At 64.1% G+C, this 25,481-nt stretch carries 25 protein-coding genes; 20 read left to right on the top strand and 5 right to left on the bottom strand.

The features are described 5' to 3' along the window. Window positions 1–53 precede the first annotated feature (53 nt). The 4 genes from AC27VQ_RS19930 (at window position 54) to AC27VQ_RS19945 (ending at window position 3,194) form a co-directional block, all read left to right on the top strand. Window positions 54–722: a hypothetical protein gene (locus tag AC27VQ_RS19930; RefSeq protein WP_488717656.1), complete on the top strand. Its 669-nt coding sequence runs from the start codon at window positions 54–56 to the stop codon at window positions 720–722. A 125-nt stretch (window positions 723–847) separates the two neighbouring features. Further along, a complete protein-coding gene (locus AC27VQ_RS19935; RefSeq protein WP_488717657.1) occupies window positions 848–1,219 on the top strand; it encodes a hypothetical protein in 372 nt (123 codons plus the stop codon). Window positions 1,220–1,284: 65 nt separating this feature from the next. Beyond that, window positions 1,285–2,673 carry a PepSY-associated TM helix domain-containing protein gene (locus AC27VQ_RS19940; protein WP_488717658.1) on the top strand — a complete coding sequence of 463 codons (1,389 nt, stop codon included), beginning with the start codon at window positions 1,285–1,287 and terminating at the stop codon, window positions 2,671–2,673. Between the two features lie 20 nt (window positions 2,674–2,693). Then, on the top strand, window positions 2,694–3,194 hold the full coding sequence (locus AC27VQ_RS19945) for a copper chaperone PCu(A)C (protein WP_488717659.1): 501 nt from the start codon (window positions 2,694–2,696) through the stop codon (window positions 3,192–3,194). A 97-nt stretch (window positions 3,195–3,291) separates the two neighbouring features. Here the strand turns inward: AC27VQ_RS19945 and AC27VQ_RS19950 are convergent, their stop codons facing one another. Then, window positions 3,292–4,665: a TIGR03808 family TAT-translocated repetitive protein gene (locus tag AC27VQ_RS19950; RefSeq protein WP_488717660.1), complete on the bottom strand. Its 1,374-nt coding sequence runs from the start codon at window positions 4,663–4,665 to the stop codon at window positions 3,292–3,294. A gap of 236 nt (window positions 4,666–4,901) precedes the next feature. Here AC27VQ_RS19950 and AC27VQ_RS19955 point away from each other — a divergent pair, with 236 nt between their 5' ends. The 7 genes from AC27VQ_RS19955 to AC27VQ_RS19985 all read left to right on the top strand — a co-directional run bounded on the left by AC27VQ_RS19955 (window position 4,902) and on the right by AC27VQ_RS19985 (window position 11,755). Beyond that, window positions 4,902–7,202 carry a sensor domain-containing protein gene (locus AC27VQ_RS19955; protein ID WP_488717661.1) on the top strand — a complete coding sequence of 767 codons (2,301 nt, stop codon included), beginning with the start codon at window positions 4,902–4,904 and terminating at the stop codon, window positions 7,200–7,202. 63 nt (window positions 7,203–7,265) lie between these two features. Next, window positions 7,266–7,712, top strand: coding sequence for a MarR family winged helix-turn-helix transcriptional regulator (locus tag AC27VQ_RS19960; RefSeq protein WP_488717662.1), 447 nt, complete (start codon window positions 7,266–7,268; stop codon window positions 7,710–7,712). A 32-nt stretch (window positions 7,713–7,744) separates the two neighbouring features. Then, a complete protein-coding gene (locus AC27VQ_RS19965) occupies window positions 7,745–8,182 on the top strand; it encodes a VOC family protein (protein WP_488717663.1) in 438 nt (145 codons plus the stop codon). A gap of 62 nt (window positions 8,183–8,244) precedes the next feature. Beyond that, on the top strand, window positions 8,245–9,255 hold the full coding sequence (locus tag AC27VQ_RS19970; protein WP_488717664.1) for a ligase-associated DNA damage response exonuclease: 1,011 nt from the start codon (window positions 8,245–8,247) through the stop codon (window positions 9,253–9,255). Between the two features lie 229 nt (window positions 9,256–9,484). Further along, window positions 9,485–11,110 (top strand): cisplatin damage response ATP-dependent DNA ligase, encoded by a 1,626-nt coding sequence (locus AC27VQ_RS19975; RefSeq protein WP_488717665.1) that lies wholly within the window; start codon window positions 9,485–9,487, stop codon window positions 11,108–11,110. Between the two features lie 43 nt (window positions 11,111–11,153). Then, complete coding sequence (locus AC27VQ_RS19980; protein ID WP_488717666.1) at window positions 11,154–11,447, top strand: type II toxin-antitoxin system RelE/ParE family toxin; 294 nt, start codon at window positions 11,154–11,156, stop codon at window positions 11,445–11,447. A 2-nt stretch (window positions 11,448–11,449) separates the two neighbouring features. Beyond that, window positions 11,450–11,755: an addiction module antidote protein gene (locus AC27VQ_RS19985; protein WP_421591563.1), complete on the top strand. Its 306-nt coding sequence runs from the start codon at window positions 11,450–11,452 to the stop codon at window positions 11,753–11,755. A 5-nt stretch (window positions 11,756–11,760) separates the two neighbouring features. Here the strand turns inward: AC27VQ_RS19985 and AC27VQ_RS19990 are convergent, their stop codons facing one another. Further along, the gene (locus tag AC27VQ_RS19990; RefSeq protein WP_488717667.1) at window positions 11,761–12,720 is read right to left on the bottom strand and encodes a glutathione S-transferase family protein; all 960 of its coding nucleotides are present in this window, start codon (window positions 12,718–12,720) and stop codon (window positions 11,761–11,763) included. A gap of 280 nt (window positions 12,721–13,000) precedes the next feature. Between AC27VQ_RS19990 and AC27VQ_RS19995 the strand changes: the two genes are divergently transcribed. Together AC27VQ_RS19995 and AC27VQ_RS20000 are read left to right on the top strand one after the other, a co-directional pair. Then, entirely contained in the window at window positions 13,001–13,780 is a 780-nt protein-coding gene (locus AC27VQ_RS19995; RefSeq protein WP_421591565.1) for a L,D-transpeptidase, read from the top strand. 201 nt (window positions 13,781–13,981) lie between these two features. Further along, window positions 13,982–15,865 (top strand): HAMP domain-containing methyl-accepting chemotaxis protein, encoded by a 1,884-nt coding sequence (locus AC27VQ_RS20000; RefSeq protein ID WP_488717668.1) that lies wholly within the window; start codon window positions 13,982–13,984, stop codon window positions 15,863–15,865. A 70-nt stretch (window positions 15,866–15,935) separates the two neighbouring features. Here AC27VQ_RS20000 and AC27VQ_RS20005 read toward each other — a convergent pair whose 3' ends face one another. Continuing rightward, entirely contained in the window at window positions 15,936–16,358 is a 423-nt protein-coding gene (locus tag AC27VQ_RS20005; protein WP_117368979.1) for an organic hydroperoxide resistance protein, read from the bottom strand. 113 nt (window positions 16,359–16,471) lie between these two features. Between AC27VQ_RS20005 and AC27VQ_RS20010 the strand changes: the two genes are divergently transcribed. The 5 genes from AC27VQ_RS20010 to AC27VQ_RS20030 all read left to right on the top strand — a co-directional run bounded on the left by AC27VQ_RS20010 (window position 16,472) and on the right by AC27VQ_RS20030 (window position 20,522). Then, the gene (locus AC27VQ_RS20010; RefSeq protein WP_421591567.1) at window positions 16,472–16,960 is read left to right on the top strand and encodes a MarR family winged helix-turn-helix transcriptional regulator; all 489 of its coding nucleotides are present in this window, start codon (window positions 16,472–16,474) and stop codon (window positions 16,958–16,960) included. A gap of 101 nt (window positions 16,961–17,061) precedes the next feature. Continuing rightward, complete coding sequence (locus tag AC27VQ_RS20015) at window positions 17,062–18,981, top strand: sensor histidine kinase (RefSeq protein WP_488717669.1); 1,920 nt, start codon at window positions 17,062–17,064, stop codon at window positions 18,979–18,981. 1 nt (window position 18,982) lies between these two features. Next, window positions 18,983–19,366, top strand: a complete 384-nt coding sequence (locus AC27VQ_RS20020) for a response regulator (RefSeq protein ID WP_313531798.1) — start codon at window positions 18,983–18,985, stop codon at window positions 19,364–19,366. 60 nt (window positions 19,367–19,426) lie between these two features. After that, the gene (locus AC27VQ_RS20025) at window positions 19,427–19,804 is read left to right on the top strand and encodes an antitoxin Xre/MbcA/ParS toxin-binding domain-containing protein (RefSeq protein ID WP_313531797.1); all 378 of its coding nucleotides are present in this window, start codon (window positions 19,427–19,429) and stop codon (window positions 19,802–19,804) included. Beyond that, window positions 19,764–20,522: an RES family NAD+ phosphorylase gene (locus AC27VQ_RS20030; protein ID WP_488717670.1), complete on the top strand. Its 759-nt coding sequence runs from the start codon at window positions 19,764–19,766 to the stop codon at window positions 20,520–20,522. The genes AC27VQ_RS20025 and AC27VQ_RS20030 overlap by 41 nt, the downstream gene beginning before the upstream one ends. Here the strand turns inward: AC27VQ_RS20030 and AC27VQ_RS20035 are convergent. After that, a complete protein-coding gene (locus AC27VQ_RS20035) occupies window positions 20,511–22,031 on the bottom strand; it encodes an ABC-F family ATP-binding cassette domain-containing protein (protein WP_488717671.1) in 1,521 nt (506 codons plus the stop codon). The genes AC27VQ_RS20030 and AC27VQ_RS20035 overlap by 12 nt on opposite strands. A gap of 287 nt (window positions 22,032–22,318) precedes the next feature. Further along, entirely contained in the window at window positions 22,319–23,212 is an 894-nt protein-coding gene (locus tag AC27VQ_RS20040) for a LysR family transcriptional regulator (protein ID WP_488717672.1), read from the bottom strand. 135 nt (window positions 23,213–23,347) lie between these two features. Between AC27VQ_RS20040 and AC27VQ_RS20045 the strand changes: the two genes are divergently transcribed. Continuing rightward, window positions 23,348–24,544, top strand: coding sequence for an MFS transporter (locus AC27VQ_RS20045; RefSeq protein WP_488717673.1), 1,197 nt, complete (start codon window positions 23,348–23,350; stop codon window positions 24,542–24,544). Between the two features lie 31 nt (window positions 24,545–24,575). Further along, window positions 24,576–25,409 carry an aldo/keto reductase gene (locus tag AC27VQ_RS20050; protein ID WP_488717674.1) on the top strand — a complete coding sequence of 278 codons (834 nt, stop codon included), beginning with the start codon at window positions 24,576–24,578 and terminating at the stop codon, window positions 25,407–25,409. The last annotated feature ends 72 nt before the right edge of the window (window positions 25,410–25,481 follow it).

Here is a 25,481-nt window from a genome sequence, read left to right on the forward strand (position 1 = left end):
GCCAATCTTATGACTGCAAAGAGATTGGAAGCGTCGAAGCGGGGGATCTGCACATGAATGATACCGCTCAACCGCGCCAGCTCCGCAGCCGCCCGAACCGCATCACGCCTTTCGGACGATTGGAGGCGTCGATTTCCCGAGGGGCGTTCCTCGGCAACCGCGGCGACCTGCATGCTGCCGATGGTGCCATCCGCAAGTCCTATGCGGTGAAATTCTGGATTTGCTGCACGCTTGAGGAGACCAACGGCCAGCGGGTGACGTTTGACAAGCGGGGACACTATACGCCGCTCTTCTTCTGGGACGAGGCCGTTGCTATGGCCGCCGGTCACCGTCCCTGCGGGCAGTGCCGAAAGCCAGCATTTCACGCCTTCAAACACGCCTTCAACAGGGCCAAAGGCCTTCCTGACGGCCATTTCGTGTCGGTCAAGGAGATCGACACCGAGCTGCATGCGTGCAGGCTCGACGAGAATAAGCGCCAGCGCCGGTACAGGGCATCGGCAATCGCGTTGCCTTCCGGGACGTTCGTCGCCTTCGACAGCGCGCCGGAAACCGCGGTTTTAATTTGGGATGGCCTGGCCTATTCATGGAGCCATTCCGGATATGCGGAGCCGGTCGGCATCGATAGCTCCACCCAGGTTGACGTGCTGACGCCGCGGATACTGGTGGAGGTCCTAAGAGCGGGCTATCTCCCCTCGGTCCGTCTTCCCGGCAATGCCACATGAAAATCCGAGTAGCCGATGGTAGGCGTTCAGGCCGCCGCCTTTGCCGCATTGACCTCTCGCCGACATGGGGCTATGGGCGAAAGGGTCCGCGTGATCGTGGATGGGGACGAAGAATGAGACGAGGGATGACACATTGGGGCCTTTGCCTGCGCATGCTGTGCGCGGTCGCCCTGCTGTTCGTCGGTCTCGCCCATCGCCCGGCCATGGCCGCGATCCCCGCCGGCGTCTCGCTTGCGGAGTATGTCCTGCCCGACGGCACCTTCGCCGATCTCTGCCTGAACAATGTCGTCGACGGAAAGACCAAGCAGGCGATGCCGGGAAAATGCGAGGCCTGCCGCATCGGCGGCGCCATGCTGATGCCCGAGCCGGCGACGTTTGCCGCCACCGTTCTCACCTTCCGCCAGGTCGCCGCCCTTCCGCTTGTCGAGGAGGCGCTGCACTCACGGCGTGAGCGGCCCGGTGCGCCGCCGCGCGCACCCCCCTTCCTGTCCGTCTGATTTTAGCAGTCCGCGCGGCGAAAAAGCCGCCGTGCGCCCGAAATCCAGCCTGACAGGACCGTCTCATGTCCGTAACCTCAGACGCGCCGGCCGTTGCCGCCGCCGAACCCTCCGCACTTGCGCAGCGCCTCTATCGCGCCATCTGGCGCTGGCACTTCTTCGCCGGCCTCATCGCCGTGCCCTTCATGATCAGCCTTGCCATCACCGGCGGCCTCTATCTGTTCAATGACGAGATCGATGCCAGCCTGTTCCGCTACCGCAACTATGTCGCGGTGGGCGATGCGGTGCTGCCGCCGTCGAAGATCGTCGAAAAGGCGATCGAGGCGGTGCCCGGCGGCACGCTCTCCTCCTACCGTACACCGGCCGGTGCCGACCGTTCCGCCCGCGTGACGCTCTCGACCGATGCTGGCCGCGAGCTGGTCTTCGTCGACCCCTATAACGGCGCCGTGCTCGATACGGTCGGCGCCAAGGAGGAGTTCAACGAGGTCGTGCAGGACCTGCACAGCCTCGATTATTTCGGTACCTCCTGGGAGCGGATCATCGAGGTGGTCGCGGGCTTCGCCATCGTGTTGACGCTGACGGGCATCTATCTCTGGTGGCCGCGCAACCAGACGGGTGGCGTTCTGAGCGTGCGCGGCACGCCGAAGAAGCGCGTCTTCTGGCGCGACCTGCATGCCGTCACCGGCATTTTCGCCAGCGTCGTCATCCTGTTCCTCGCCTTCAGCGGCCTGCTCTGGTCGGGTTTCTGGGGCGCCAAGCTCAATGCCAGTCTCACGGCAAACGGTATGGGCTACCCCGTCCAGCTCTGGGACAACGTGCCCCATTCCATGCTGGTCACCACGGATGTGCAGCCTCAGGCCTCCTGGCTGATGGAGAATGCGCCCGTGCCGGAATCGAGCCTGCCTGCCGGTGGCCAGACGGCGCTGCCGCCGATCGGCCTCGACAATGCGGTGACGATCGCCGATGCGGCCGGCATGCTGCCCGGCTATGAAATGTCGCCGCCCGCAAGCGAGACCGGCGTCTACACCGCCGCGATCTACCCGGCCGATCTTCAATATGAGCGGACCATCCATCTCGACCAATATACCGGCGAGCGCCTCGTCGATATCGCCTTTGCCGACTACCCGGCGACGGGCAAAGCCATCGAATGGAGCGTCAACCTGCACAAGGGGCAGGAATGGGGCCTGTTCAACCAGCTCCTGATGCTTTCGACCTGCCTCATCGTCATCGCCATGAGCGTGTCGGCCGTCGTCATGTGGTGGAAGCGCCGCCCTGCGGGCCGTATCGGCGTGCCGCCCGCACCGCGCGAAAAGCGCATCTATATCGGCCTGTGGGCGATTGCCGGCGTCTTCGGCGTACTCTTCCCGCTGACCGGCATCACCATTCTCGCCATGATCCTGTTCGACCAGATCGTCATCCGCTCCGTGCCGCCGCTGCGGCGCCTGTTCTCCTGATATAAGACAAGGAAACGACCATGAAACGCATTCTCGTAACCGTCGTCGCACTGGCCCTCTCGGCCGGCGCCGTGCTGGCCCACGACTTCACCGTCGGCACGCTCGAAGTGCATCACCCGGCCTCGAAGGCGACGCTCCCCGGCCAGCCCGTCGGCGGCGGCTTCATGACCATCGCCAACAAGGGTACTGCGGCCGACCGCCTCGTCTCCATCACCGCGCCCGACGTTTCCGACGACGTGCAGATCCACGAAATGGCAATCGAGAATGACGTCATGAAGATGCGCCAGCTGCCGGATGGCGTGGAAATCCCGGCCGGCGGCAAGGTCGAACTCAAGTCCGGCGGCCTGCATGTCATGTTCATGAAGATCAAGCATCCCTTCAAGGAAGGCGAGAGCTTCAAGGCGACGCTGAACTTCGAAAAGGCCGGCGCCCTGGACGTCACCTTCAAAATCGAATCCGCCAAGCCCGGCAATGCTACGGGTGGCGAAGGCGGCGCGAACCATGAGGGGCATGGCGGCTAAGGAAAAAGCGGATGAGGGGGCAATGCGGATATGCCCCCTCATCCACCTGGCGTCTCTCCATTCGGGCAAAAGGGAGAGGCGCTTTGCGGGGACGGATTCAGCCCGTCCGGTTCCGTTCGATCGTCAGATGCGCGTAACCGGACGATTCGGCGGCAAGGTCGTCGGTGGTGCGTTCGTTCCAGCGGTAGCCGACGATGGCGCCATCAGGCGTGTCGTCGAAGATATTGCCGGAAATCAGCGCCGAGCCGGCTTCCTCGACCACGCTGACGGCGCAGCCGACCGGGCTTTTGCGTACCAGATTGCCGGATACGACGAGCCCGCGCATATAGGGCCCCCAGCCGAGCATCAGGCCCCATTTCGGGGCGTTTTCCACCGTGTTGCCGGAGACGACGGTGTCGGCCTCCACGGCGATGCCGAAGCCGAAGCCCGCGCCGTCATGGATATAGGGCCCGTCGAGCCTGAGATTGCGCACGACGTTGCCGGTGACGGTGGCAAGCCGGCCACCCTCGTTGAAATTGACGATCAGGATGCCGTTCGCCGCGCCGTCGATGAGATTGCCGTTGACGATGGCGCCCTCGAAGCCGAATTCCGAGTAGATCGCCGTCTCGCCGCTGTCGAGGCAGGTATTGCCCGCGATCTGGATGTTGGAACCGGCATTCGACCGGATGGCCGAGAAGGCGCAGGCAGAGACGTGGTTGTTGGTCACCATGACGTCGTCGGCGCGAAAAATGTTGATGCCGTTGCCATATTCGCCGGTGCCGCCGCGCGTGGCGGAGATGCGGGCGATGCGGTTGCCCGAGACGATGGTGCCATCGCGGCCCTTCTGCCAGCGGTGGACGAGGATGCCGCCATTGCCGCAATCGAAGACCTGGTTGCCGGTGACGGAGAGGTCATGGCTCTCGACGGCATAGAGGGCATGGTCGGCCGCTCCAGACAGCCGATTGCGCTCGATGCGCCCGCCGGAGCGCTCGAGGCTGACGGCGGTTTTCGAGGAGCCCTGGATCTCGCAATTCTCTATGACGACATTGGCGACGTTACTCAGATGGACGAGGCCTTCCACGGTATCGCCGAGCCAGCGGTTCGCCCCGTCGATGACGAGATTGGCAAGCTCGATGCGGGAGACGCCATCGGCCGCGAAGAGATGACCGCCGCCGCCATAGACGATGCGGGTGGCGCCCGGCACGCCGGTCAGCCGCGTATTGTCGGGCAGGGTGATGTTGGAGATCGCATAGTCGCCGGGAGGCAGGAAGACCGGCGTGTTCTTGGCGGCGGCGTCCTTCAGCAGCTTTTCGAAGGTCTTGCTCTTGCGGTCGTCGGCGCCGGGGCGAATTCCGTGCGCCGAGGCATCGATGCTGCCGCGCAGGTCGACATCGACAATCGGCAGGCGCGTGCCGCCGGCTGCGGCCGCCGGGGCGACAAATCCGGCGGCGCCAAGACCGAGACCTGAAAGAAATAACCGTCTGCTAACCATGGAAGCTCCTTGCCGGAAAGCAGAGCAGGAACCGTGCCAGTTGCTTTCGTGCCGAAACGGAACAGTTTGGGTGATGCTCGCCGGAGTTGTTAAAAACGTCCCGAGAATGGCCGGATTGGCGGCATTTCGCCGGTTTCCTTTAGGTTTGGATAACGACTCTAGGTGTAGCGTCAGCTGTTCCGGGAAGAGCGGCGGCAGGCTGTGGGCTTCCTTGCGTTTGGGCTTTGCAGGGAACCATGTCGAGTAATCTGTCCCATCTTGGCAATGATGACGCGGATGCGACCGCGCGTCTGATGTCCGCCAGCCAGCGCCTCATCACGGAGGCGGCACGGCTTTTCCCGCTCGCCGCCGCGCAGAACGAGCGCACGCTGTGGCTGGAAGCCATGATCGACGAGGTGCCGGACTACCTCTATTTCAAGGACCGCAACAGCCGCTTCGTCGTGGCCAACCGCGCCATCGTCAAGGACAACAGGCGCGAAGGGCTGGAAAGCCTGGAAGGCCTGTCGGATTTCGACATCCACCCAGAGCATGTCGCGCGCGGCTTCTTCGAGACCGAGCAGGAGATCATCCGCACCGGCCGGCCGATGCTCGACATGGAAGAGCTGATCCGCGATTCGAGCGGTACGCTGAAATGGCTGCTCACCTCGAAGCTGCCGGTGCGCGATGCCAAAGGGGAGGTGATCGGCATTGTCGGCATCGCCCGCGACATCACCGAGCGCAAGCGCTCAGAAAGCCTGCATGTCGGCCAGGCGCATCTTCTGAAGATGATCGCAATCGGCGCGCCGCTGGTCGATGTCTTCTCCTCGCTCATCCTGTTGATCGAGGCGCACGTCTCCGATGTCACCGGCTCGATCCTGATGCTGGCGCAGGATGGCAAGCACATCACCCACGGCGCGGCGCCAAACCTCGACCCGGCTTATTGCAAACTGATCGACGGGCTCGAGATCGGCCCGGTGGTCGGTTCCTGCGGCACGGCCATGTGGCGCGGCGAACCGGTCAATGTCTCCGATATCGAGACCGATCCGCTTTGGGAGAATTTCAAGGCGTTCGTCGCGCCCTACGGCTTCCGCGCCTGCTGGTCCGCACCCATCCGCTCGTATCAGGGCAAGGTGCTCGGCACTTTCGCGCTCTATTCCCGCACGCCGGGCGAGCCGACGGCCGAATGCATGAAGCTGGTCGGCATGGCGACGCACATTGCCGGCATCGCCATAGAACGCAAGGAGGCCGAAGACAGCATCCAGTTCATGGCCCATCACGACACGCTGACGGGCCTGCCGAACCGCAGCATGCTCGACGAGCGCGTGGCCTCAGCCATCGAGGCGGCGGACGATCGCGGCGGCACGATGACGCTCGCCTTCATCGACCTCGACAATTTCAAGCTGGTCAATGACAGCCTCGGCCACCATGCCGGCGACGAACTCCTGAAGATCGTCGCCACCCGCATGCTGCGCTGCGTGCGCGCAAGCGACAGCATCATTCGACTCGGTGGCGACGAATTCGTCATCCTCATCAACGGCGCCATGCGCCGTGGCGAAAGCGTCGACGACCGGCTGCGCGCCGTGCGCGAGGCGATTGCCGAGCCCGTCGTCATCGAAGGTCGCTCCTTCCAGGTCACTTGCTCGATGGGCGTTGCCGCCTATCCAGAGCACGGCCGCAACGTTACCGAGCTGCTCGCCCGCGCGGACGTCGCCATGTATCGTGCCAAGGAAATCGGCCGCGACGCCATGCAGGTCTTTACCGCCGAGCTTGCCAACCGGGCGCATGAAAAGCTGGAGCGGCAGGAAGAGCTGCGCCGCGCGCTGGCGCAGGGCGAACTCTTTCTGCAATACCAGCCGCAGATGGACCTTGCGACCGGCCGCATCTTCGCCGTCGAGGCGCTGATCCGCTGGCGCCATCCCGAGCGTGGCCTTATCGGCCCCGGCGATTTCATTCCGCTCGCCGAAGAAACAGGCCTGATCGGCCCGATCGGCGACTGGACGCTGCGCGCCGCCTGCCGGCAGAACAAGGCCTGGCAGGTCTCCGGCCTGCCGCCCATCGTCGTCAGCGTCAATGTCTCGGCCCGTCAGTTCCAGGAAAAGGACTGGGTGGAGCGCGTGGCAGCGGCGCTTGCGGAAAGCGGGCTCGAAGCGCGCTATCTCGAGCTGGAGCTGACCGAAAGCCTGATCATGCAGGATGTGCAGCAGGCGGTGGAGACCATGCACCGGTTGGAAAAACTCGGCGTGCATCTTGCCATCGACGATTTCGGTACGGGCTATTCCAGCCTTGCTTCTCTGAAAAGCTTCCCCGTCGGCCGCCTGAAGATCGACCGCTCCTTCGTGAAGGACCTGCCGGAGGACGGCGACGACGCGGCGATTGCCCGCGCCGTCATTTCGCTCGCCCACACGCTGCAACTGCGCGTCATTGCCGAGGGCGTGGAAACCCGCGAGCAGATGGAATTCCTGCGCGAGGCGGGCTGCGATGAGATCCAGGGCTATTATCTCAGCCGTCCCATCGATGCGCGCGGCCTCCAGGCGATTCTCTGCATTCCCAGCCTTTGACGTTCAGAGCCGTTTCAGCAGGCGGCTCTTGACATTGTTACGTTGATATCAACAGTAGGAGGCATGTCCGATGACGTGCTGATTCCCTACGAGACGACGCTTTTCGTGCGTGACCATTGCCTGTGCCTGCATGCGCAGCGCGCGGCCCGCGCGCTCGCTCGCCGCTTCGACGACGCCCTGCGCCCGCTCGCGCTGACCAATGGCCAGTTCTCCCTGCTGATGGCGCTGAACCGCCCCGAGCCGCCGCCGATGGGGCCGGTCGCCGCCGTGCTCGCCATGGACCGCACGACGCTCACCGCCGCGCTGAAACCGCTCGAACGGCGCGGCCTCGTGCGCATCGAGGCCGATCCGCGCGACCGCCGCGGCCGCCTGCTGCGCCTGACAGAGGAGGGCCGCCGCCTTCTGACCCAGGCGTTCCCGATCTGGAAGGAAACCCACGAAAAGATCGACCGCCAGCTCTCGTCCGTCGATATGGCCGTGCTCAGGGCCGGCATGATGGCGATTGCCTAGACTGCGTGGTAGACGTTTTGGGAGGTTGAAACATGGCGATCAAGCGGATGGACAATGTCGGCATCGTCGTCGAGGACCTCGACGCGACGGTCGATTTCTTTCGCGACCTCGGCCTGGAGCTCGAAGGCCGGGCCATGATCGAGGGGGAGTGGGCCGGGCGGGTCACGGGACTGGGCGACCAGCATGTCGAGATCGCCATGATGCGCACGCCCGACGGCCACAGCCGGCTCGAGCTCTCCCGTTTTCTGCGGCCGGCCGTCATCGCCGATCACCGCAATGCCCCGGTCAATGCGCTCGGTTATCTGCGCGTCATGTTCGCCGTTGACGATCTCGACCAGACGCTGGAGCGGCTTCGCCCGCGCGGCGCCGCCCTTGTCGGAGAGGTCGTCGATTATGAAGGTGTCTATCGGCTCTGCTATATCCGCGGCCCGGAAGGGCTTCTCATCGGGCTCGCGCAGGAACTGCGCTGAAGCGGCAATTCAAACGCCGCCGCCCTCTGGCAGAGCGCCGCAAAGCCGCTATCTTCCTCATCATGAAGCCCGATCAGCTCCTCAAGCCGGCGCCTGCCGGCCTTTATTGCCCTGCCGGCGATTTCTATATCGATCCCGTCCGCCCCGTGGCGCGGGCGTTGATCACCCATGGCCATTCCGACCATGCCCGCGCCGGCCATGGCGCGGTGCTGGCGACGCGCGAAACGCTCGATATCATGGCGATCCGCTATGGCGAGGATTTTTGCGGCACCATGCAGGCGGCGGGATTTGGCGAGCGCATCGATCTTTCCGGCGTCACCGTCTCGTTCCACCCCGCCGGCCATGTGCTGGGCTCCGCCCAGATCGCCGTCGAGAAGGACGGCCTGCGCATCGTCGCCTCGGGTGATTACAAGCGCGGCGCCGATCCGACCTGCGCGGCCTACGAACCGGTGCCCTGCGATGTCTTCATCACCGAGGCGACCTTCGGCCTGCCGGTCTTCCACCATCCGGATCCCAAGGCCGAGATGGGCAAGCTGCTCACGTCGCTCCGGCAATTTCCCGAGCGCAGCCACCTGGTCGGCGCCTATTCGCTCGGCAAGTCGCAGCGCGTGCTGCGGCTGCTGCGCGATTGCGGCTATGACGCGCCGGTCTATATCCACGGCTCGCTTGCCCGGCTCTGCGACTACTATGTCAGCCGCGGCATCGATCTCGGCGACCTGCGCCCCGCCACCACGGAAAAGAGCAGCCCCGCCGACTTCAAGGGCGCCGTCGTCGTCGGCCCGCCCTCGGCCTTCGCCGACCGCTGGGCACGCCGTTTCAACGAACCGCTGATCGCCTTCGCCTCCGGCTGGATGATGGTGCGCCAGCGCGCCAAGCAGGGCGGCGTCGAGCTGCCGCTTGTTATCTCCGACCACTGCGACTGGCCGGAGCTGACCGAAACCATCCGCGAACTCGCGCCAAGCGAAGTCTGGGTGACCCACGGCCGCGAGGAAGCCATCGTGCGCTGGTGCGAACTGTCAGGCGTGCCGGCCAAGCCGCTGCATCTGGTGGGCTATGAGGATGAGGGGGATTGATGGTGGGCGGTCGAATTCAGGCGCTCAGGCGCGGCTCACCCCCCTCTGTCCTGCCGGGCATCTCCCCCACAAGGGGGGAGATTAGATCGTGGAAATCTCCCGCCAAACGCAAAGGGTGTCGATGGAGAGATGCCCGTGCCTCCATCCAATCTCCTTCCTTGTGGGGGAGATGCCCGGCAGGGCAGAGGGGGGTAAGCCGCACCTACCACCCTGTCGCGAAGGACATCCCATGAGAGCCTTCGCCACCCTGCTCGATCGCCTCGTCCTCACCCCCTCGCGCAATGGCAAGCTGAAACTGCTCGCCGACTATTTTCGCGATACGCCCGATCCCGACCGCGGCTACGGACTTGCCGCTATTGCCGGTACCTTGGACCTGAAGAGCGTCAAGCCCGCGTTGTTGCGCGAGCTGGTGCTGGAGCGCATGGACGAGGTGCTGTTCCGCTATTCCTACGACTATGTCGGTGATCTCGCGGAGACCATCGCGCTGGTCTGGGATCAGGAGCGCAAGGAGCGCGTGCCGGATGAGGCGCAGCCGCGGCTTGGCGCCGTCGTTGCCCGCATGAATGCGCTCGGCCGAACTGAGGTGCGCGGCGCGGTGCGCGATCTGCTCGACCGGCTCGATCCCTCCGCCCGTTTCGCCTTCCTGAAGCTCGCGACAGGCGGCTTGCGCATCGGCGTTTCGGCCCGGCTCGCCAAGCAGGCGCTTGCCGAATTCTCCGGCATGGACGTGACGGAGATCGAGACCCTGTGGCACGGCCTGCAACCGCCCTATGAATCGCTCTTCGCCTGGCTGGAAGGCACCGCCGATCGCCCGGTTCTGGCGACACCCGCCATCTTCCACTCCGTCATGCTCGCCAATCCGGTGGGCGAGGGCGATCTCGATACCCTCGACCCCGCCGATTTCGCCGCCGAATGGAAATGGGACGGCATTCGCGTGCAGATGTCGTCCTCAGGCACGACGCGAAAACTCTATTCCCGCTCCGGCGACGATATTTCCGCCGCCTTTCCGGATGTGCTCGACGCCATGAATTTCGAGGGCGTGGTGGATGGCGAGCTGCTGGTCGGCGGCACGGCGCGCACCAACAGCCCGACACGCACCTTCTCCGATCTCCAGCAGCGGCTGAACCGCAAGACGGTCAATGCAAAGATGCTGGAGGAATTCCCGGCCTTCGTGCGCGCCTATGACGTGCTTTTCGAAGGCGAGGTGGATGTGCGCCCCGCCGCCTTCACCGAGCGCCGCGAACGCCTTGCCGGCCTCATCGAACAGGCCCCGCACGATCGCTTCGACCTGTCACCGCTCGTGCCCTTCGAAAGCTGGGAGGAACTCGAAACGATCCGCCGCGACCCGCCCGATCCGGTCATCGAGGGCGTGATGATCAAGCGCCTCGACAGCGCCTATCAGGCCGGTCGCATGAAGGGGCCGTGGTTCAAGTGGAAGCGCGATCCGTTCAATGTCGATGCCGTAATGATGTATGCCCAGCGCGGCCACGGCAAACGGTCGAGCTACTACTCCGATTTCACCTTCGGTGTGTGGACCGAGGGGCCTGACGGTGACGTGCTGGTGCCCGTCGGCAAGGCCTATTTCGGCTTCACCGATGCCGAACTCGAAGTGCTCGACCGCTTCGTGCGCAACAACACGACCGACCGTTTCGGCCCCGTCCGTGCGGTGCGCGCCGAGCCCGCCTACGGCTTCGTACTGGAAGTCGCCTTCGAGGGCATCAACCGCTCCACCCGCCACAAATCCGGCGTCGCCATGCGCTTCCCCCGCATCGCGCGCCTGCGGCAGGACAAACTGCCCGCCGATGCCGACCGGCTGGAAACGCTGATGGCGATGGTGGAGGCGAAGGAGGGGTAATGCGGTTCTTGCTTGTCGGTCGCCTATAGGCTACCGTCGATCCATGATCATCAAGGAAGCCCCTGCATTCACGAAATGGCTTGGCGCTCTTGCAGATGCAAACGCACATGCAAGGATCATCCGCCGGGTGGAGCGTTTAAGGCAGGGCAATCCCGGCCAGGTGAATGACGTCGGACGCGGCGTTTCCGAGATGAAAATCGATTACGGGCCGGGCTATCGCGTCTATTTCGTTCAGCGCGGCCCGGTCTTGATCCTGTTGCTTTGCGGCGGCGATAAATCGACCCAACGCCGCGATATCAAGCGGGCAATCGAGATCGCCGCACAATGGAGTGAATGACCATGGTCAAAAAGAAAATCGCTGATCTTCCGACCTTTGATGCGGCCGCGCATCTCGATACGCGGGAGCGGCAGGCCGCCTATATTGCAGCCGTGCTTGAAGACGGCGACATCGCGGAAATCCGCGATGCGATCGGAACCGTTGCACGCGCACGCGGCATGGCCGATATCGCGGCCGCCGCAAATCTCAACCCGAAAAGCATCTACCGTGCACTCGGCAGCAGCGGAAACCCCGAATTCGCCACCGTCTTCAAGGTCCTCTCAGCCATGGGATACACCTTGACGATCAAGCAGCAGGATGCCGCATAGACGGGTCAAAGCCCCAGCGGCGAAAGATCCGGCCCGAGCGGCACGATACGGTTCGGGTTGAGCGACTTGATCGAATAATAGCCGTGCTTGATGTGGTCGATATTGACCGTCTCGCGCACGCCCGGAAGATCCAGCACCCGCTTTGTGTAGGCCGAGAGCGCCGTGTAATCGGCAAGGCGCTGGCGGTTGCAATTGAACAGGCCGAAATAGGCGGCGTCGAAGCGGATGAGGGTGACGAAGAGGCGGATGTCGGCTTCGGTGAAACTGTTGCCGGTCAGGAAGGGACGACCGTCGGAAAGGCGGCTTTCCAGTTCGTCGAGCATGGCGAAGACGCCCTGATAGGCTTCCTCGTAGGCGACCTGCGTGGTGGCGAAGCCGGTGCGGTAGACGCCGTTGTTGAGCGCGGGGTAGATGCGCTCGTTGAGGGCATCGATTTCGGCGCGAAGCGCTTCCGGGTAGAGATCGACGCTTTCATCCGCCAGAGCGCCGAAGCCCTTGTTCAGCATGCGCACGATATCGGCGGATTCGTTGTTGACGATGGTCTTCTTTTCCTTGTCCCACAGCACGGGCACGGTGGCGCGGCCGGTGAAGGTCGGCGCGGCCCGCGTGTAGAGTTCGTGCATATAGGTCGCGCCGTTCAGGTCGTCGCGATTGGAGCCGGGAAAGGTGCCGAACTGCCAGCCCTGATCGGACAAAGCGGGCTCGACGACGGAGACGGAGATCGCATCGTCCAGCTTCTTCAGCTTGCGGGTGATCAGCGTGCGCGAGGCCCAGGGGCAGATGAGCGCGACATAGAGGTGGTAGCGACCCCTGGCGGCGGCAAAGCCGCCTTCGCCGGTCGGGCCGGCGCTTCCATCAGGTGTCACCCAGTTGCGGAAGCTCGATACCTGGCGCACGAAGCCGCCCTTGGCGTCCGTCGCCTGCACCGGCTGCCAGTCTTCCGTCCACTTGCCGTTGACGAGCATCGCATCACCTCATGTCGTTGATTGTGGCCCAGACGTACCGCCCGCGCGGGAAAACGGCAATTCGCGCGGCGATTGACACAGCGTTCACAAAGCCGCGCCGGCCGCCCGGCCGGCGTGGGCATGCTGCCACAGTCGCGGAGAAATGCCACGCGCAAGCCTCGGGCCAGCCGCAATTGCCACAATTAGGGCAGGGTTATGGACCTAGTTTGCGCCGCGTTAGCTAGTGATTCAGCCTCCTCGTTCATCCTGCCTTTCCGTCAAACGGATATTGACCCCTTCCATGACCGATACCGCGCTTTCTCGCCGCCGCTTTCTCCAGTTCTCCGGCCTCGCCATGGCGACCGGCCTGGCGGGCTGCACCTCGTCGATGAATACGGACCGTTTCCGCGAGGAGACGCGCCCCTATTTCCGCAATCCCGCGCTTGAAGGCCGGCCCGAGATCATCGCTGACGGGCGCGGCCCCATCAGCATCTACGGCCAGACGCCGCCCTCGGGCCTGCTGCCCGAATCGTCAGCCTATGCTGCCATGTACGGCCCGGTGAACGATGGCGGATTCCAGGTGCCGGCGATCCCCTACCAGCAGATCGACGCGCGTTTCTACCGTCACGAGGTGGATAGCCCATTTGCCGAGCAGCCGGGCACGATCATCGTCGATACCGGCAACCGCTTCCTCTATCTCATCCTGCCAAACGGCCGCGCCATGCGCTACGGCGTGGGCATCGGCCGGCAGGGGTTCGCCTGGTCGGGCCGCGGCGTCATCCAGTGGAAGCAGGCCTGGCCGAAATGGACCCCGCCGGACGAGATGGTCAAGCGCCAGCCGGAACTGACGAAATATTCCGGCGCCAACGGTGGCATGCCCGGCGGCCTCAACAATCCGCTCGGCGCGCGCGCCCTCTATATCTTCCAGAACGGCCAGGACACGCTCTACCGCCTGCACGGCTCGCCGGAATGGAAATCCATTGGCAAGGCCGTGTCGTCGGGTTGCGTGCGCATGCTCAATCAGGACGTCATGGATCTCTACGACCGCGTCAAAGGCAAGGCGCCGATCCTCGTCATCTGATCTCCTGTCGAAAGAGACAAAAGGCCCGGATATCGGGCCTTTTCGGATTTTTGGCGTTTGAAAACACCGTTTATGCAGCTTTTGGGCGAGTGTGGCGCAGTCTGTTCAATCATTAATGAGTGATTTCTAATTTTAATTAATACTTAAATAAAATCCGCCACGCTCAGGGCATCCAAAAGTCCCGAACGGCAAGGCATTCCCATGCAGATATCGACCAAACTCGGTGCGGTGACCCTCTTCCTGACGCTGTTGCTCGCCGGCGCCATTCTTTCGACCTATCTCGTTCTCAACACCATGTCGGCCAAGATGGGCACCATCGTCGTCGACAGGCTGGTCCCCGCCGCAAGCCTCAAGAAGGTCGGCGATCTCTATGCGGTCAACATCGTGGACACCGCGCACAAGGTGCGCAGCGGTGCGCTCTCCTGGGAGGAGGGACACCGGCTGAACACCGAGGCCGTCGCCGAGATCCAGAAGATCTGGGACGCCTATACCGCGACCTACCTCACCGACGAGGAGCGCGGCCTTGCCAGGCAGATGACCGACGAAATGCAGAAGCAGGCCGGCAGCATCAACGATCTGCTGGCCATCATGCAGAAGAAGGATCAGGCGGCGCTCGATGCCTATGTGACGACCCGGCTTTATCCGACCATCGACCCGATCGGCACCTATGTTGCTGCCCTGATCGACCTTCAGATTCGTGTCGGCCAGGAGGAATATGCAACTGCGGAGGCGCACGAGCATGATTACCGGCTGCTTCTCGCCCTGTTCGGTGCTGTCGCCGTTGCGGTTGCCGGCCTGTCCTTCTGGATTATCGTCGCTGGTGTCTCGCGTCCGCTGCGCACCATCACCAAGGTGATGCAGACGCTGGCACAGGGTGTGACGGATTTCGAGGTGCCGTTCCGCAGCCGCAAGGACGAGATCGGCCAGATCTCGAGCGCGGTTGAAGTCTTCCGCCAATCGGAAATCGCCAAGGTCCGCTTGCAGGCGGAGGCGGAAGCATCGCGCCTTCAGGCCGAGAAGGACCGCGTGCGCCTTCAGGAAGAAGCCGAGGCGGCCGCGCAGACGCGCCTGCAGCAGGCAACCTCCGGCCTTGCCGCCGGTCTGCGCCGTCTTGCCGGCGGCGATCTCTGCTTCCAGCTCAACGAGCCCTTCGCGCCCGATTTCGAGCAGCTGCGCAGCGACCTCAATTCCGCCGTGGGCGAACTCGGCGAAACGCTGCGCGCCGTCTCGCAGGCCGTCGACGAGATGGATACAGGCACCCGCGAGATCAGCACGGGCGCCGATTCGCTCTCCAAGCGCACGGAACAACAGGCCGCTTCGCTGGAGGAGACCGCTGCGGCGCTTGACGAGATCACCGCCAACGTCACCAATTCGACGCGCCGCGCCGAGGAGGCGCGCGCCGTTGCCGCCGAGGCGAATGGCAATGCGGCCCGCTCGGGCAACGTCGTCGCCAATGCCGTCAACGCCATGCAGCGCATCGAGCAGTCGTCGAGCCAGATCTCGTCGATCATCGGCGTCATCGACGAGATCGCCTTCCAGACCAACCTTCTGGCACTCAATGCCGGCGTCGAGGCGGCGCGCGCCGGTGAGGCGGGCAAGGGCTTCGCTGTGGTTGCGCAGGAGGTGCGCGAGCTTGCCCAGCGTTCCGCGCAGGCCGCCCGCGAGATCAAGGACCTTATCCGCAATTCCGAAGCCGAGGTGAAGAACGGCGTCAAGCTGGTCAGCGAGACCGGCGAGGCGCTGCAGGCGATCGGTGGAAATGTCGCGACGATCAACCAGCACATGGAGGCGATCGCCGTCTCCGCCCGCGAACAGTCCGTCGGCCTTTCGGAAATCAACACCGCCGTCAACCAGATGGACCAGACGACGCAGCAGAACGCCGCGATGGTGGAGGAAACCAACGCCGCCTCCGCGACGCTCGTCACCCAGGCCGATCGCTTGCGCACCCTGATCGAGCGTTTCTCGCTCGGCCAGCCGGCGCGCCAGCCGCAGGCCACCCACACGACGCCGCAGCGCACGGTCCAGTCCCGCCCGCGCATTTCCGGCAACGCGGTCCTGAAGGCGGAGAGTTGGGAAGAGTTCTGAGCCCCAGAATCCCGCAACAAAAAAAGCCGCCCGGAGCGATCCGGGCGGCTTTTCATTTGGGATAGGCTGATCAGGCGACGGTCGTCTTGACGTCGAGATTGCCGCGCGTGGCGTGGCTGTAGGGGCAGACGACATGAGCCTTCTTGATGAGGTCTTCGAGAACGGCCTTGTCGACGCCGGGCGCGGAGACTTCGAGCGAGGCTTCGATGCCGAAACCGCCGCCGTCTTCACGCGGGCCGATGCCGACCGTTGCGGTGACCTTGGCGTCTTCGCCGATCTTGACCTTCTCCTTGCCGGCGACGAACTTCAGCGCGCCGAGGAAGCAGGCCGAATAGCCGACCGCAAAGAGCTTTTCCGGGTTGGCGCCCGTTGCGCCGTCGCCGCCGAGTTCCTTGGGAACGGTCAGCGTGACATCGACGGTGCCGTCTTCGGTTGCGCCATGGCCGGCGCGGCCACCGGTTGCAGAAGCCTTGGTCCTGTAGAGAATGGGCATGGGTGTCTCCTTCCTTGCTGTCGTTGTTGATGGAGATTTAGTAGCGCAAAATTAAATTGCGCGCAATATGATTTTGCAAATTGCAATTTTGCCCCTTTGTGCGACAATGAAGCATGACCGACAAACGTGACGAAGCTGAGACGGACACCATTCCCGAGGGCATGCTGGCGCTCGACCAGCAGCTCTGTTTTGCCGTCTATTCCGCAGCACACGCGCTCAATCGCACCTACAAGCCGCTGCTCGATCCCTATGGCCTGACCTATCCGCAATATATCGCGCTGATGACGCTCTGGCATGAGGACGGCCGCTCGGTGAAGGCACTCGGCGCGACGCTCGGGCTGGATTCCGGCACGCTGTCGCCGCTCTTGAAGCGGCTGGAGGCATCGGGTTACATCACGCGCGCCCGCGACAAGTCGGACGAGCGGCAGGTCCTCGTTACGCTCACCGAAAAGGGCAGGGCCATGCAGCGCGATGCGGTGGCCATCCGCATGGAGATCGGCAAGGCGACTGGCTGCACGCTGGAGGCCCTTCAGGCGCTGACCGGCGAACTCCAGGCGATGACCGAACGGCTTGAAAACGGCGCACGCGACGACGCGGCCTGAAAAGTACGATTTTACCGTAAAGCTTTCCCCGCGGCACCTGTTCGCGATTCAGCCTTCGCGCTAGAGTGCGCGCGGCGACGAAACCGTCGATGGGGGCACGGTTGACTTTCACATGGTCCTGGGAACGGACGAACGGTGCGGCGAGCCTGTGGTGCATCGCCGTGGGTGTCGTCATGATGACGCTGTGGCTGGCGAAGCCCGCCGGCCTCGCCGCCGCGCATCCCGGTCTGTTCGGCATGAAGTTCAACGCCGCACTCACCTTCGTCGTGCTCGGCATGGCGCTCTGGCTTGCGGCCCGCGGCTGGAAACAGCTGCCGGCGCTGATGATGGTGCCGGTCTTCCTCTACGGCGCGATCGCGCTCTCCCAGCATATCTTCGGCATCGATACAGGTATCGACACCCTGCTCAACACGCCCTTCGTCGATATCGGCACGAGCCGGCCGGGGCGCATCGCGCCCAACACGGCATTCTGTTTCATGCTGATGAGCGTGGCGATCGCCCGCCGTGCGCTCTGTGGCAAGAACGATGTCGTGCAGGTGGCGCTTGGCTTCGCGACCTTCATCATCGCCGCGGCCGCCCTTGTCGGCTATGCGATCTCGCTGGACTTCGCTCATGACTGGATCCGCTTCACGCGTATGTCGTTTCAGAGCGCCAGCTGCTTCGTGGCGCTCGGCATCGCCATCATCTTCGTCGGCACGGAGAAGACCGGCTATAACCGGCTGACCATCGCCGCCATTCTGGGCCTGCTAACCTATCTTATCCTGCTGGCGATGGCCTATTACGAACTGGCGCGCTACGAAAACACCTTCGGCATCACCTTTACCATCAATGGCATCAACGCACGCAGCACGCTCTCCTCACTCGTCCTGATATCGGGTGCGCTCTATGGCGCGCTGGTGGTGCATCTCTATTTTTCCTCCCGCCGCGCCAGCGCCATGGCGGCGGATCTTGCCGAAAGCCGAGGGCGTCTTGCCGCCATCATCGACAATGCGGTGGACGGTATCATCACCATCGACCAGCGCGGCCTCATCCAATCCGTCAACGACGCCTGCACGCGTATCTTCGGTTACGCGCCGGAGGAGATGATCGGCCGCAACGTCAAGATGCTGATGCCGGAGCCCTACCACAGTGCACACGACAGCTATCTCGGAAATTACCAGCGCACCGGTGAAGCGAAGATCATCGGCAGTGGCCGCGAGGTCGAGGGCCGGCGCAAGGATGGCTTCATCTTCCCGCTCGATCTCGCTGTGGCCAAGGTGGAACTGAACGGCGCCATCATCTACAGCGGCATCGTGCGCGACATCACCGAGCGCAAGGTGAACGAGCAGGCGCTGATCGAAGCCAATGCGGAGCTTGAGGAATTCGCCTATCGCACCTCGCATGACCTGCGCTCGCCGATCGCCTCGTCGCTCGGACTGCTCGGCATTTCCCGCGATATGCTGGCGGAGGGAGATATGCCGGCACTCGGCCAGATGCTCCAGCGCATGGAGGGGAATTTCCGCCGCCTCGACCATCTCATCCAGAACATCATCACGGTCACGCGCAACCGGCTTATGGAGGAGGAGGAGAAGCCGATCGCGCTGCGCCCGTTCGTCGCCGAAGCGATCGACGCGCTCTCGCATCTCGACGATTTCAAGCGAATCCGGATCGAAAATCATGTGCCGGCGGAATTGACAATCGTCAGCAAGCCGTCGAAATTCCAGGTCATCGTCGGCAACATGCTGTCCAACGCGGTCAAATATCATGATCCGAAGGAGGCCGAGCCGGCGATCGATGTCCGCGCTTTCCGCTATGGTGGGCGGCTGCGGTTGTCGGTGGAGGACAACGGCCTGGGCGTTCCGCCCGCAAGCCGTCATTTGTTGTTCAAGATGTTCAAACGGCTGCACCCCAACCGATCCTTCGGCAGCGGGCTCGGCCTCTACATATTGAGAAAGAGCGCGGAAGCCCTGGGCGGCACGGCGCTCTATGAAGCAAGAGATAAGGGCAGCCGCTTTATGATCGAGCTGCCCGACGGGGACTAAAATGAAAATCCATTCGATCCTGGTCGTCGACGACGACGAGAACGATCAGTTCATTTGTGAGTACACGATCCGCAAATTCGATCCGTCGATCCGCATCCTGAAGGCGTTCGACGGCACGGAGGCGCTCGACATCCTGCGGAGCGAGGACACGCCCGACGCCATCATCCTCGATATCAATATGCCCGTGATGAACGGTTTCGAGTTCCTCGACCGCTATGCCGAGGAGTTCGAACAGCACGCCCCCGTCGTCGCCATGCTCACCAGTTCGCATCTCGGCAAGGATCGTGAGCGGGCGATGCAATACAGCTTCGTGAAGAGCTATTTCGAAAAGCCGCTGCAAGCCGATCACCTGCGCATCATGGCCGAGCTTCTCGGTCATAAATAGTCTTCATCTTGTCATTGGAAAAATATTCGCTATATTATTTCCATGGAAAGGATCAAGGCCATGCAGCGCAAACCCATACAGCAGGTCAATGCGGAGAGCACCGTGCTCACCAAGGCGGCCGTCAATGCGGCGGACCGGCTGGGGCTGACGGCGCGCATCCTCTCGGCGGTCATCGGCGTGTCGGAGGCGACGGTGTCGCGGCTGAAGCGGCAGGACGTGCTGCTGGAGCGCGGCACGAAGCCGTTCGAGCTCGCCGTGCTGCTCGTGCGCCTGTTCCGCTCGCTGGATGCCATCGTGGGCGGCGACGAGACCGTCGCGCGCAGCTGGATGACGGCGGAAAACAGCGCGCTCGGCGCCCGTCCGGTCGATCGTATCGTCTCCATATCCGGCCTTGTCGATGTCCTTGCCTATCTGGACGCCCGCCGCGCTCTCGTCTGAGGCGCGGCCCTTTGCGGGCAGCGTCTGGCGGTTCGTCGAGGCGCAGCACCGCGTCTCGACGCTGAAACTCGTCGATACCTTGGACGAGCAGGCGCTGCTGGAGGACATTCTCGAAGAGAGCAAGCCGGTGCTGCCGCCCGAATGCGCCGGCCTCGATTATCTGCTCGCGACCCCCTTCCGCTACGGCGCCATCTATCCGCACGGCTCCCGCTTCCGCCGGGCAGGGCGCACGCTCGGCGTCTATTACGCGGCGCTGACGGTGGAGACAGCGCTGGCCGAAATGGCCTTCTACCGCCTCCTGTTCTTCTCGGAATCGCCGGCAACGCCGCTGCCGGCCAATGCGGCCGACTACACCGCCTTTTCCGCCGCCGTCGCGACGGAACGGGCCATCGATCTCACGCTGCCGCCGCTCGACAGGGATGCAGCCGCCTGGACGCACCCGACCGACTACGCCGCCTGCCAGTCGCTGGCCGACGGCGCACGGCAAGGCGGGCTTGCCGCCATCCTCTATCGCTCGGTGCGCGATCCCGCTGCCGGCAACAACCTCGCACTTCTCACGGCAAAAGCCTTCGCCGCGCCAAAACCGGTGGAGCGCCAGACCTGGCGCATCCGGTTGTCAGGGCTCGGCGTGCAGGCTTTGTGTGATCACCCGCCGCGGCGTATCGGCTTTTCCCGCGAGGATTTTTCCGCCGATCCACGCATCGCCTCACGCCGATAGGGCGGCCTCCTCAAAGAAGTCCTCCGGCCCATCCACCTCGATCAGCCGCCGCTTCTCGATCAGCCAGAAGCGATTGGCCACCGCCCGCACGAAGGCGCGGTCGTGCGAGACGAAGAGGCAGCTCGCCTGCTGGGCAGTGAGCTCTCGTTCCAGCGCTTCCTGCCCCTCGATATCGAGATGGTTTGTCGGCTCGTCGAGCAGATAGAAGTTCGGATTGGTCAGCCTGAGCACCAGCATGCCGAGCCGCGCCTTCTGCCCGCCCGAAAGCAGACCGACCGGCCGACCCTGCATCTCTACGGAAAACCCCGCGCCGGCGAGCAGGCTGCGCGCCCGCTGGTCGCCGACATCGAAGCGATGGATGATCGTACCATGCGGCGTCTCCGTGTCGGAAAGATCAGACAGCGCCTGGTCGCCGTAACCCAGCACCAGCGACGGCGTCGGCTTGATACCCTCCCGCGCTGCGCCCTCGATCGCTTCGCGCAGCCGCAGCACGAACCGCGTCTTGCCGGTGCCGTTCAGTCCGAGCAGCACGATGCGGTCACCCTGGCAGATGAACTTCTGGGCGGTGCGGAAGAGCAGCGTTCCATCCGGTGTCTCGACCGGGCAATCCTCCAGCGTCACCAGAACCTTGGCATGGGTGCCGCGATTGGCGAGCCGGATGGCGCCGGCGGAATTCTCCTGATGGGCGGGCTTCGCCGCGTCCTCGATGCGCTCGGCGCGGGCCTTCAGCTGCTTGGTCTTCACCACCAGCAGGTCGCTGCCCGAGTTGATGCCGATATTGTTGAGCTTTGCCGCCTGCTGGCGCAGCTGCGCGGCCGCCTTCATGTCCTTCTCGAAGCGCCGCTCCTCGGCCGCATCCGCCTCGTCCAGTGCCGCGCGGGCGCGGGAATAGGGCAGCGCGAAAAGCTGCGAGCGCTCGGGCCTGAGGAACAGCGTGCGGTTCGTCACCGCGTCGAGGAAGGCGCGGTCGTGGCTGGAGAGGACGACCGGCATGTCGCGCGGCAACGTGCCGAGCCAGCTTTCCAGCCGCGCGATCTTTTCGAGGTCGAGATGGTTGGTCGGCTCGTCGAGCAGCAGCACGTCCGGCTCGCTCACACGCACGCGGGCAATCAACGCGATGCGCTGCCAGCCACCGCTCAATGCACCCAGCGGCCGTTCCCGCAGCACCTCGGGCACTTCGAGTTCTTCGAGCGTCACATCCGCCCGCCAGCTTTCGCTCTCCCGCTGTTCGGGTGACAGCGCGCCGAGCACCGCCTCGCGAAAGGTCAGTTTTTCCAGGCCGGGGGCGAGGTTCTGCTCCATATGCCCGACGGTGAGGCCGCGGGCGCGGGTGATCTCGCCGGTCGTCGGCTCGAAATCGCCGGTGATGCAGCGGAGCAGGGTGGATTTGCCACGCCCGTTGGCGGCGACGAGACCGATGCGGTCGCCGCTCGCGATGGCGAGGTTGAGATTGGCGAAGAGGGGAGCGGAAAGCGTGACGCCGAGCGCACGGATATTGATGAGCGACATGAAAAATCTCTGGTCTTCAAGGCCTCGCGGCGCGGCATCAGCCGTCGATCACGCGAAAAGGCGCAAGGATATTGGATGCGGGGAAACCGCATCGCCGGACAGGCGGACCAGAAGAGACGTGTTCGTTCCGATCAGCCCTGCAAACGCATCTGCAGGGCAAGATTGGGACCATGCGTGCGGTGTGGCAGAAATTCGTATTTCACGCGCAGTCCTCTCTTACGTGTTGCGAACGAAGAATCGATACCATTGGTGGATAGGGTTGGCAACCGGGAGCGGGGAAGGGCGGCTCAGATCTTCTCCGCGAGAAAGTCGATAAAGGCTCGGATGCGGGCCGCCAGATGCTCGTGGCCGACATAGACGGCATGGACCTGTTCCGGCTGCTCCGGATTGTAATCCGCAAGCACTTCTACCAGAACGCCCGCCGCGATATCGCCTTCGACATGGAACTTGCCGATGCGCGCGATGCCGAGACCCTGAAGGCAGAGCAGCCGCGCGACGGAGCCGCTGGCCGCCATCAGGTTACCGGCGGCCGGTGCGGGATAGACCGTGCTTTCGCCGGGATCGCGGAACGGCCATTCGCCCGGCGCGCGGCCGAAGGTGAAGGTGATGCAGTTGTGCACAGCGAGATCCGCCGGCGTGCGCGGCGTGCCGCGCCGGGCGAGATAGTCGGGCGTGGCGACGGTGACGCGGTGGCTGATGAGCAGCTTTCGCGCCTTGAGCGCGGAATCGGCCATCGGCGCGGTGCGGAAGGCGATGTCGGTGCGCTCCTCGACGAGGTCGATCAGGCCGTCGCTCAGCGACAGTTCCAGCTTCACATCCGGATAAAGCGCCAGGAACTCGCCGACGAGTGGGATGATGTAGCACTCGCCGAAGCCGATCGTGGCGTTGATGCGCAGCAGGCCACGCGGTTTCGCCTGCGCGCCGCGTGCGACCAGCCGCTCCATCTCGTCGATTTCCGCCAGCACGCGCCGCGCCCGCGCCAGATAGGTCTCGCCCTCCGGCGTCAGCAGGAGCGAGCGGGTGGTGCGCACCAGCAGGCGGGTGCCCAGGCGATCCTCGATGCGGGTCACCAACTTGCTCACCGCCGAGGGCGTCAGCTTCAGCAGCCGGGCCGCAGCGGAAAAGCTGCCGGTCTCAGCGGCCGCGACGAAGACATCCATTTCCCCGGTGCGATTGTCCATGGCTCATCCTGTGAATTGGTTTCACAGTCCTTTATCCATTGCGCATTCTTATCATTCAAGTGGCCGCGCCGCATATTCCCGCCATCACTCCCGCACGGCGTCCGATAGGCGCCGCCAAAGCTCCTAAGGTGCTCCATGCCACTTGCTCTCTTTGCGCTCACCGTCGCGGCCTACGCGATCGGCACCACGGAATTCGTGATCGTCGGCCTCTTGCCGACCGTCGCCTCCGATCTGCACATCACCCTGCCGCTCGCCGGCCTCATCGTCTCCGTCTACGCACTCGGCGTCACGTTTGGCGCGCCCGTGCTCACCGCCTTGACTGGCAAGCTCGGCCGCAAGCCGCTGCTTTCGGGCCTGATGGCGCTGTTCATCGCCGGCAATGCCATTGCTGCCCTGTCGCCGAGTTATGAAATGCTGCTCGTCGGCCGCGTGCTCTCGGCCTTCGCGCATGGCGTCTTCTTCTCCGTCGGCGCCACCATCGCGGCCGATCTCGTGGCACCCGATCGCCGCGCATCGGCGATTGCCATGATGTTCATGGGCCTGACCGTCGCCATCGTCACCGGCGTGCCGCTCGGCACCTTCATCGGCCAGACCTTCGGCTGGCGCGCCACCTTCTGGGCCGTTGCCGGCCTCGGCCTCGTCGCCTTCGCGGCCATCGCCCTGCTGCTGCCGAACAATCTCAAGCGTGAAAAGCCGGCCGGCCTGATGGACCAGGTGCGCGTGCTCGGCTCCGGCCGCCTCATCATCGTCTTCGCCATGACGGCGCTCGGTTACGGCGGCACCTTCGTGACCTTCACCTTCCTCTCGCCACTGCTCCAGGAGATCACCGGCTTCTCCGCCAATACGGTGAGCCTCGTTCTGGTGCTCTATGGCGCGGCCATCGCGCTCGGCAACCTCTTCGGCGGCAAGGTGGCAAACAAGGATCCGGTCAAGGCGCTCGTCGTGCTCTTCGCCCTGCAGGCGCTGGTGCTCGCCGTGCTCACCTTCACCGCCCCGTCGCCGGTCTTCGCCCTCGTGACGCTCGCCGCCCTCGGTTTCCTCTCCTTCGCCAATGTGCCGGGCCTCCAGCTCTATGTCGTCGACATGGCCAAGCGCCACCGCCCCGCCGGCATCGATGTCGCCTCGGCCCTCAACATCGCCGCCTTCAATCTCGGCATCGCGGCCGGCGCCTGGATCGGCGGACTGGTCGTCGCCTCGCCGCTCGGGCTGGGGGCCACGCCTTGGGTCGGCGCCATCCTCGTCGCCGGTGCGCTCGGCCTGACGCTCGTCAGCGGCGCGCTGGATCGCCGCGAGCGCAGCCAGCCCGATGCCGCAGCCTGCCAGCCGGTCTAACCCTTTTTCAAACCCATCAGGAGAATCTCCCATGAAAACCATCAACGCCAATGGCGCCCATATTCCCCAGCTCGGCTTCGGCACCTTCCGCATGCCGGAAGCCGATGTCCTCTCCATCCTGCCGAAGGCGCTCCAGAGCGGCTTCACCCATGTCGATACCGCCCAGATCTACGAGAACGAGGCGGCCGTCGGCGACGCGATCCAAAGCTCCGGCGTGGTGCGTGAAAAGATCTTCCTGACCACCAAGGTCTGGGTCGCGAACTATGCGAAGGACGCCTTCGCCGCCTCCGTCACAGAAAGCCTGCGCAAGCTGAAGACCGACCATGTCGATCTTCTCCTGCTGCACTGGCCGAACGAGGCGGTGCCGCTCGAGGTGCAGATCGCCGAACTGAATGCCGTGCGTGAAAAGGGTTTTGCGAAACATATCGGCGTCAGCAACTTCAACACGGCGCTGATGGCCGAGGCCGTGCGCCTGAGTACGGCGCCGCTCGCCACCAACCAGGTCGAATACCATCCCTTCCTCGACCAGACGGCGGTGCGGGACGCGGCCAAGCGCCACGGCATGGCGCTGACCGCCTATTTCGCCATGGCCGATGGCAAGGTGCCGGCCGATCCTGATCTCCAGGACATCGCCGCCGCCCATGGCAAATCCGCCGCGCAGGTCGCGCTGCGCTGGCTGATCCAGCAGCCGGATGTGGTGGCGCTGACCAAGACGGTGACGGAAGCGCGGCTTGCCGAAAACCTGGCGATCTTCGACTTCGCGCTGACGGCCGAGGAAATGGCGCGCATCCATGCGCTCGCCCGTCCCGACGGCCGCATCGTCAGCCCGGATGGTCTCGCACCGGTCTGGGACAACGCGGCCTGACAGGCTTCGGCGGGGCGTGTTGCGCCCCGCCCACCACGCCGAAAGGCGAGGCCGGCTTTCCAAAAGGGCGCC

This window comes from Shinella sp. 20P9.1.1 (genome assembly GCF_057798995.1).

Bases quoted from the DNA above. Each gene is read 5' to 3' on its own strand.
- AC27VQ_RS19930 (WP_488717656.1), top strand. From the start codon at position 54: ATGAATGATACCGCTCAACCGCGCCAGCTCCGCAGCCGCCCGAACCGC.
- AC27VQ_RS19935 (WP_488717657.1), top strand. From the start codon at position 848: ATGACACATTGGGGCCTTTGCCTGCGCATGCTGTGCGCGGTCGCCCTG.
- AC27VQ_RS19940 (WP_488717658.1), top strand. From the start codon at position 1,285: ATGTCCGTAACCTCAGACGCGCCGGCCGTTGCCGCCGCCGAACCCTCC.
- AC27VQ_RS19945 (WP_488717659.1), top strand. From the start codon at position 2,694: ATGAAACGCATTCTCGTAACCGTCGTCGCACTGGCCCTCTCGGCCGGC.
- AC27VQ_RS19950 (WP_488717660.1), bottom strand. From the start codon at position 4,665: ATGGTTAGCAGACGGTTATTTCTTTCAGGTCTCGGTCTTGGCGCCGCC.
- AC27VQ_RS19955 (WP_488717661.1), top strand. From the start codon at position 4,902: ATGTCGAGTAATCTGTCCCATCTTGGCAATGATGACGCGGATGCGACC.
- AC27VQ_RS19960 (WP_488717662.1), top strand. From the start codon at position 7,266: ATGTCCGATGACGTGCTGATTCCCTACGAGACGACGCTTTTCGTGCGT.
- AC27VQ_RS19965 (WP_488717663.1), top strand. From the start codon at position 7,745: ATGGCGATCAAGCGGATGGACAATGTCGGCATCGTCGTCGAGGACCTC.
- AC27VQ_RS19970 (WP_488717664.1), top strand. From the start codon at position 8,245: ATGAAGCCCGATCAGCTCCTCAAGCCGGCGCCTGCCGGCCTTTATTGC.
- AC27VQ_RS19975 (WP_488717665.1), top strand. From the start codon at position 9,485: ATGAGAGCCTTCGCCACCCTGCTCGATCGCCTCGTCCTCACCCCCTCG.
- AC27VQ_RS19980 (WP_488717666.1), top strand. From the start codon at position 11,154: ATGATCATCAAGGAAGCCCCTGCATTCACGAAATGGCTTGGCGCTCTT.
- AC27VQ_RS19985 (WP_421591563.1), top strand. From the start codon at position 11,450: ATGGTCAAAAAGAAAATCGCTGATCTTCCGACCTTTGATGCGGCCGCG.
- AC27VQ_RS19990 (WP_488717667.1), bottom strand. From the start codon at position 12,720: ATGCTCGTCAACGGCAAGTGGACGGAAGACTGGCAGCCGGTGCAGGCG.
- AC27VQ_RS19995 (WP_421591565.1), top strand. From the start codon at position 13,001: ATGACCGATACCGCGCTTTCTCGCCGCCGCTTTCTCCAGTTCTCCGGC.
- AC27VQ_RS20000 (WP_488717668.1), top strand. From the start codon at position 13,982: ATGCAGATATCGACCAAACTCGGTGCGGTGACCCTCTTCCTGACGCTG.
- AC27VQ_RS20005 (WP_117368979.1), bottom strand. From the start codon at position 16,358: ATGCCCATTCTCTACAGGACCAAGGCTTCTGCAACCGGTGGCCGCGCC.
- AC27VQ_RS20010 (WP_421591567.1), top strand. From the start codon at position 16,472: ATGACCGACAAACGTGACGAAGCTGAGACGGACACCATTCCCGAGGGC.
- AC27VQ_RS20020 (WP_313531798.1), top strand. From the start codon at position 18,983: ATGAAAATCCATTCGATCCTGGTCGTCGACGACGACGAGAACGATCAG.
- AC27VQ_RS20025 (WP_313531797.1), top strand. From the start codon at position 19,427: ATGCAGCGCAAACCCATACAGCAGGTCAATGCGGAGAGCACCGTGCTC.
- AC27VQ_RS20030 (WP_488717670.1), top strand. From the start codon at position 19,764: ATGTCCTTGCCTATCTGGACGCCCGCCGCGCTCTCGTCTGAGGCGCGG.
- AC27VQ_RS20035 (WP_488717671.1), bottom strand. From the start codon at position 22,031: ATGTCGCTCATCAATATCCGTGCGCTCGGCGTCACGCTTTCCGCTCCC.
- AC27VQ_RS20040 (WP_488717672.1), bottom strand. From the start codon at position 23,212: ATGGACAATCGCACCGGGGAAATGGATGTCTTCGTCGCGGCCGCTGAG.
- AC27VQ_RS20045 (WP_488717673.1), top strand. From the start codon at position 23,348: ATGCCACTTGCTCTCTTTGCGCTCACCGTCGCGGCCTACGCGATCGGC.
- AC27VQ_RS20050 (WP_488717674.1), top strand. From the start codon at position 24,576: ATGAAAACCATCAACGCCAATGGCGCCCATATTCCCCAGCTCGGCTTC.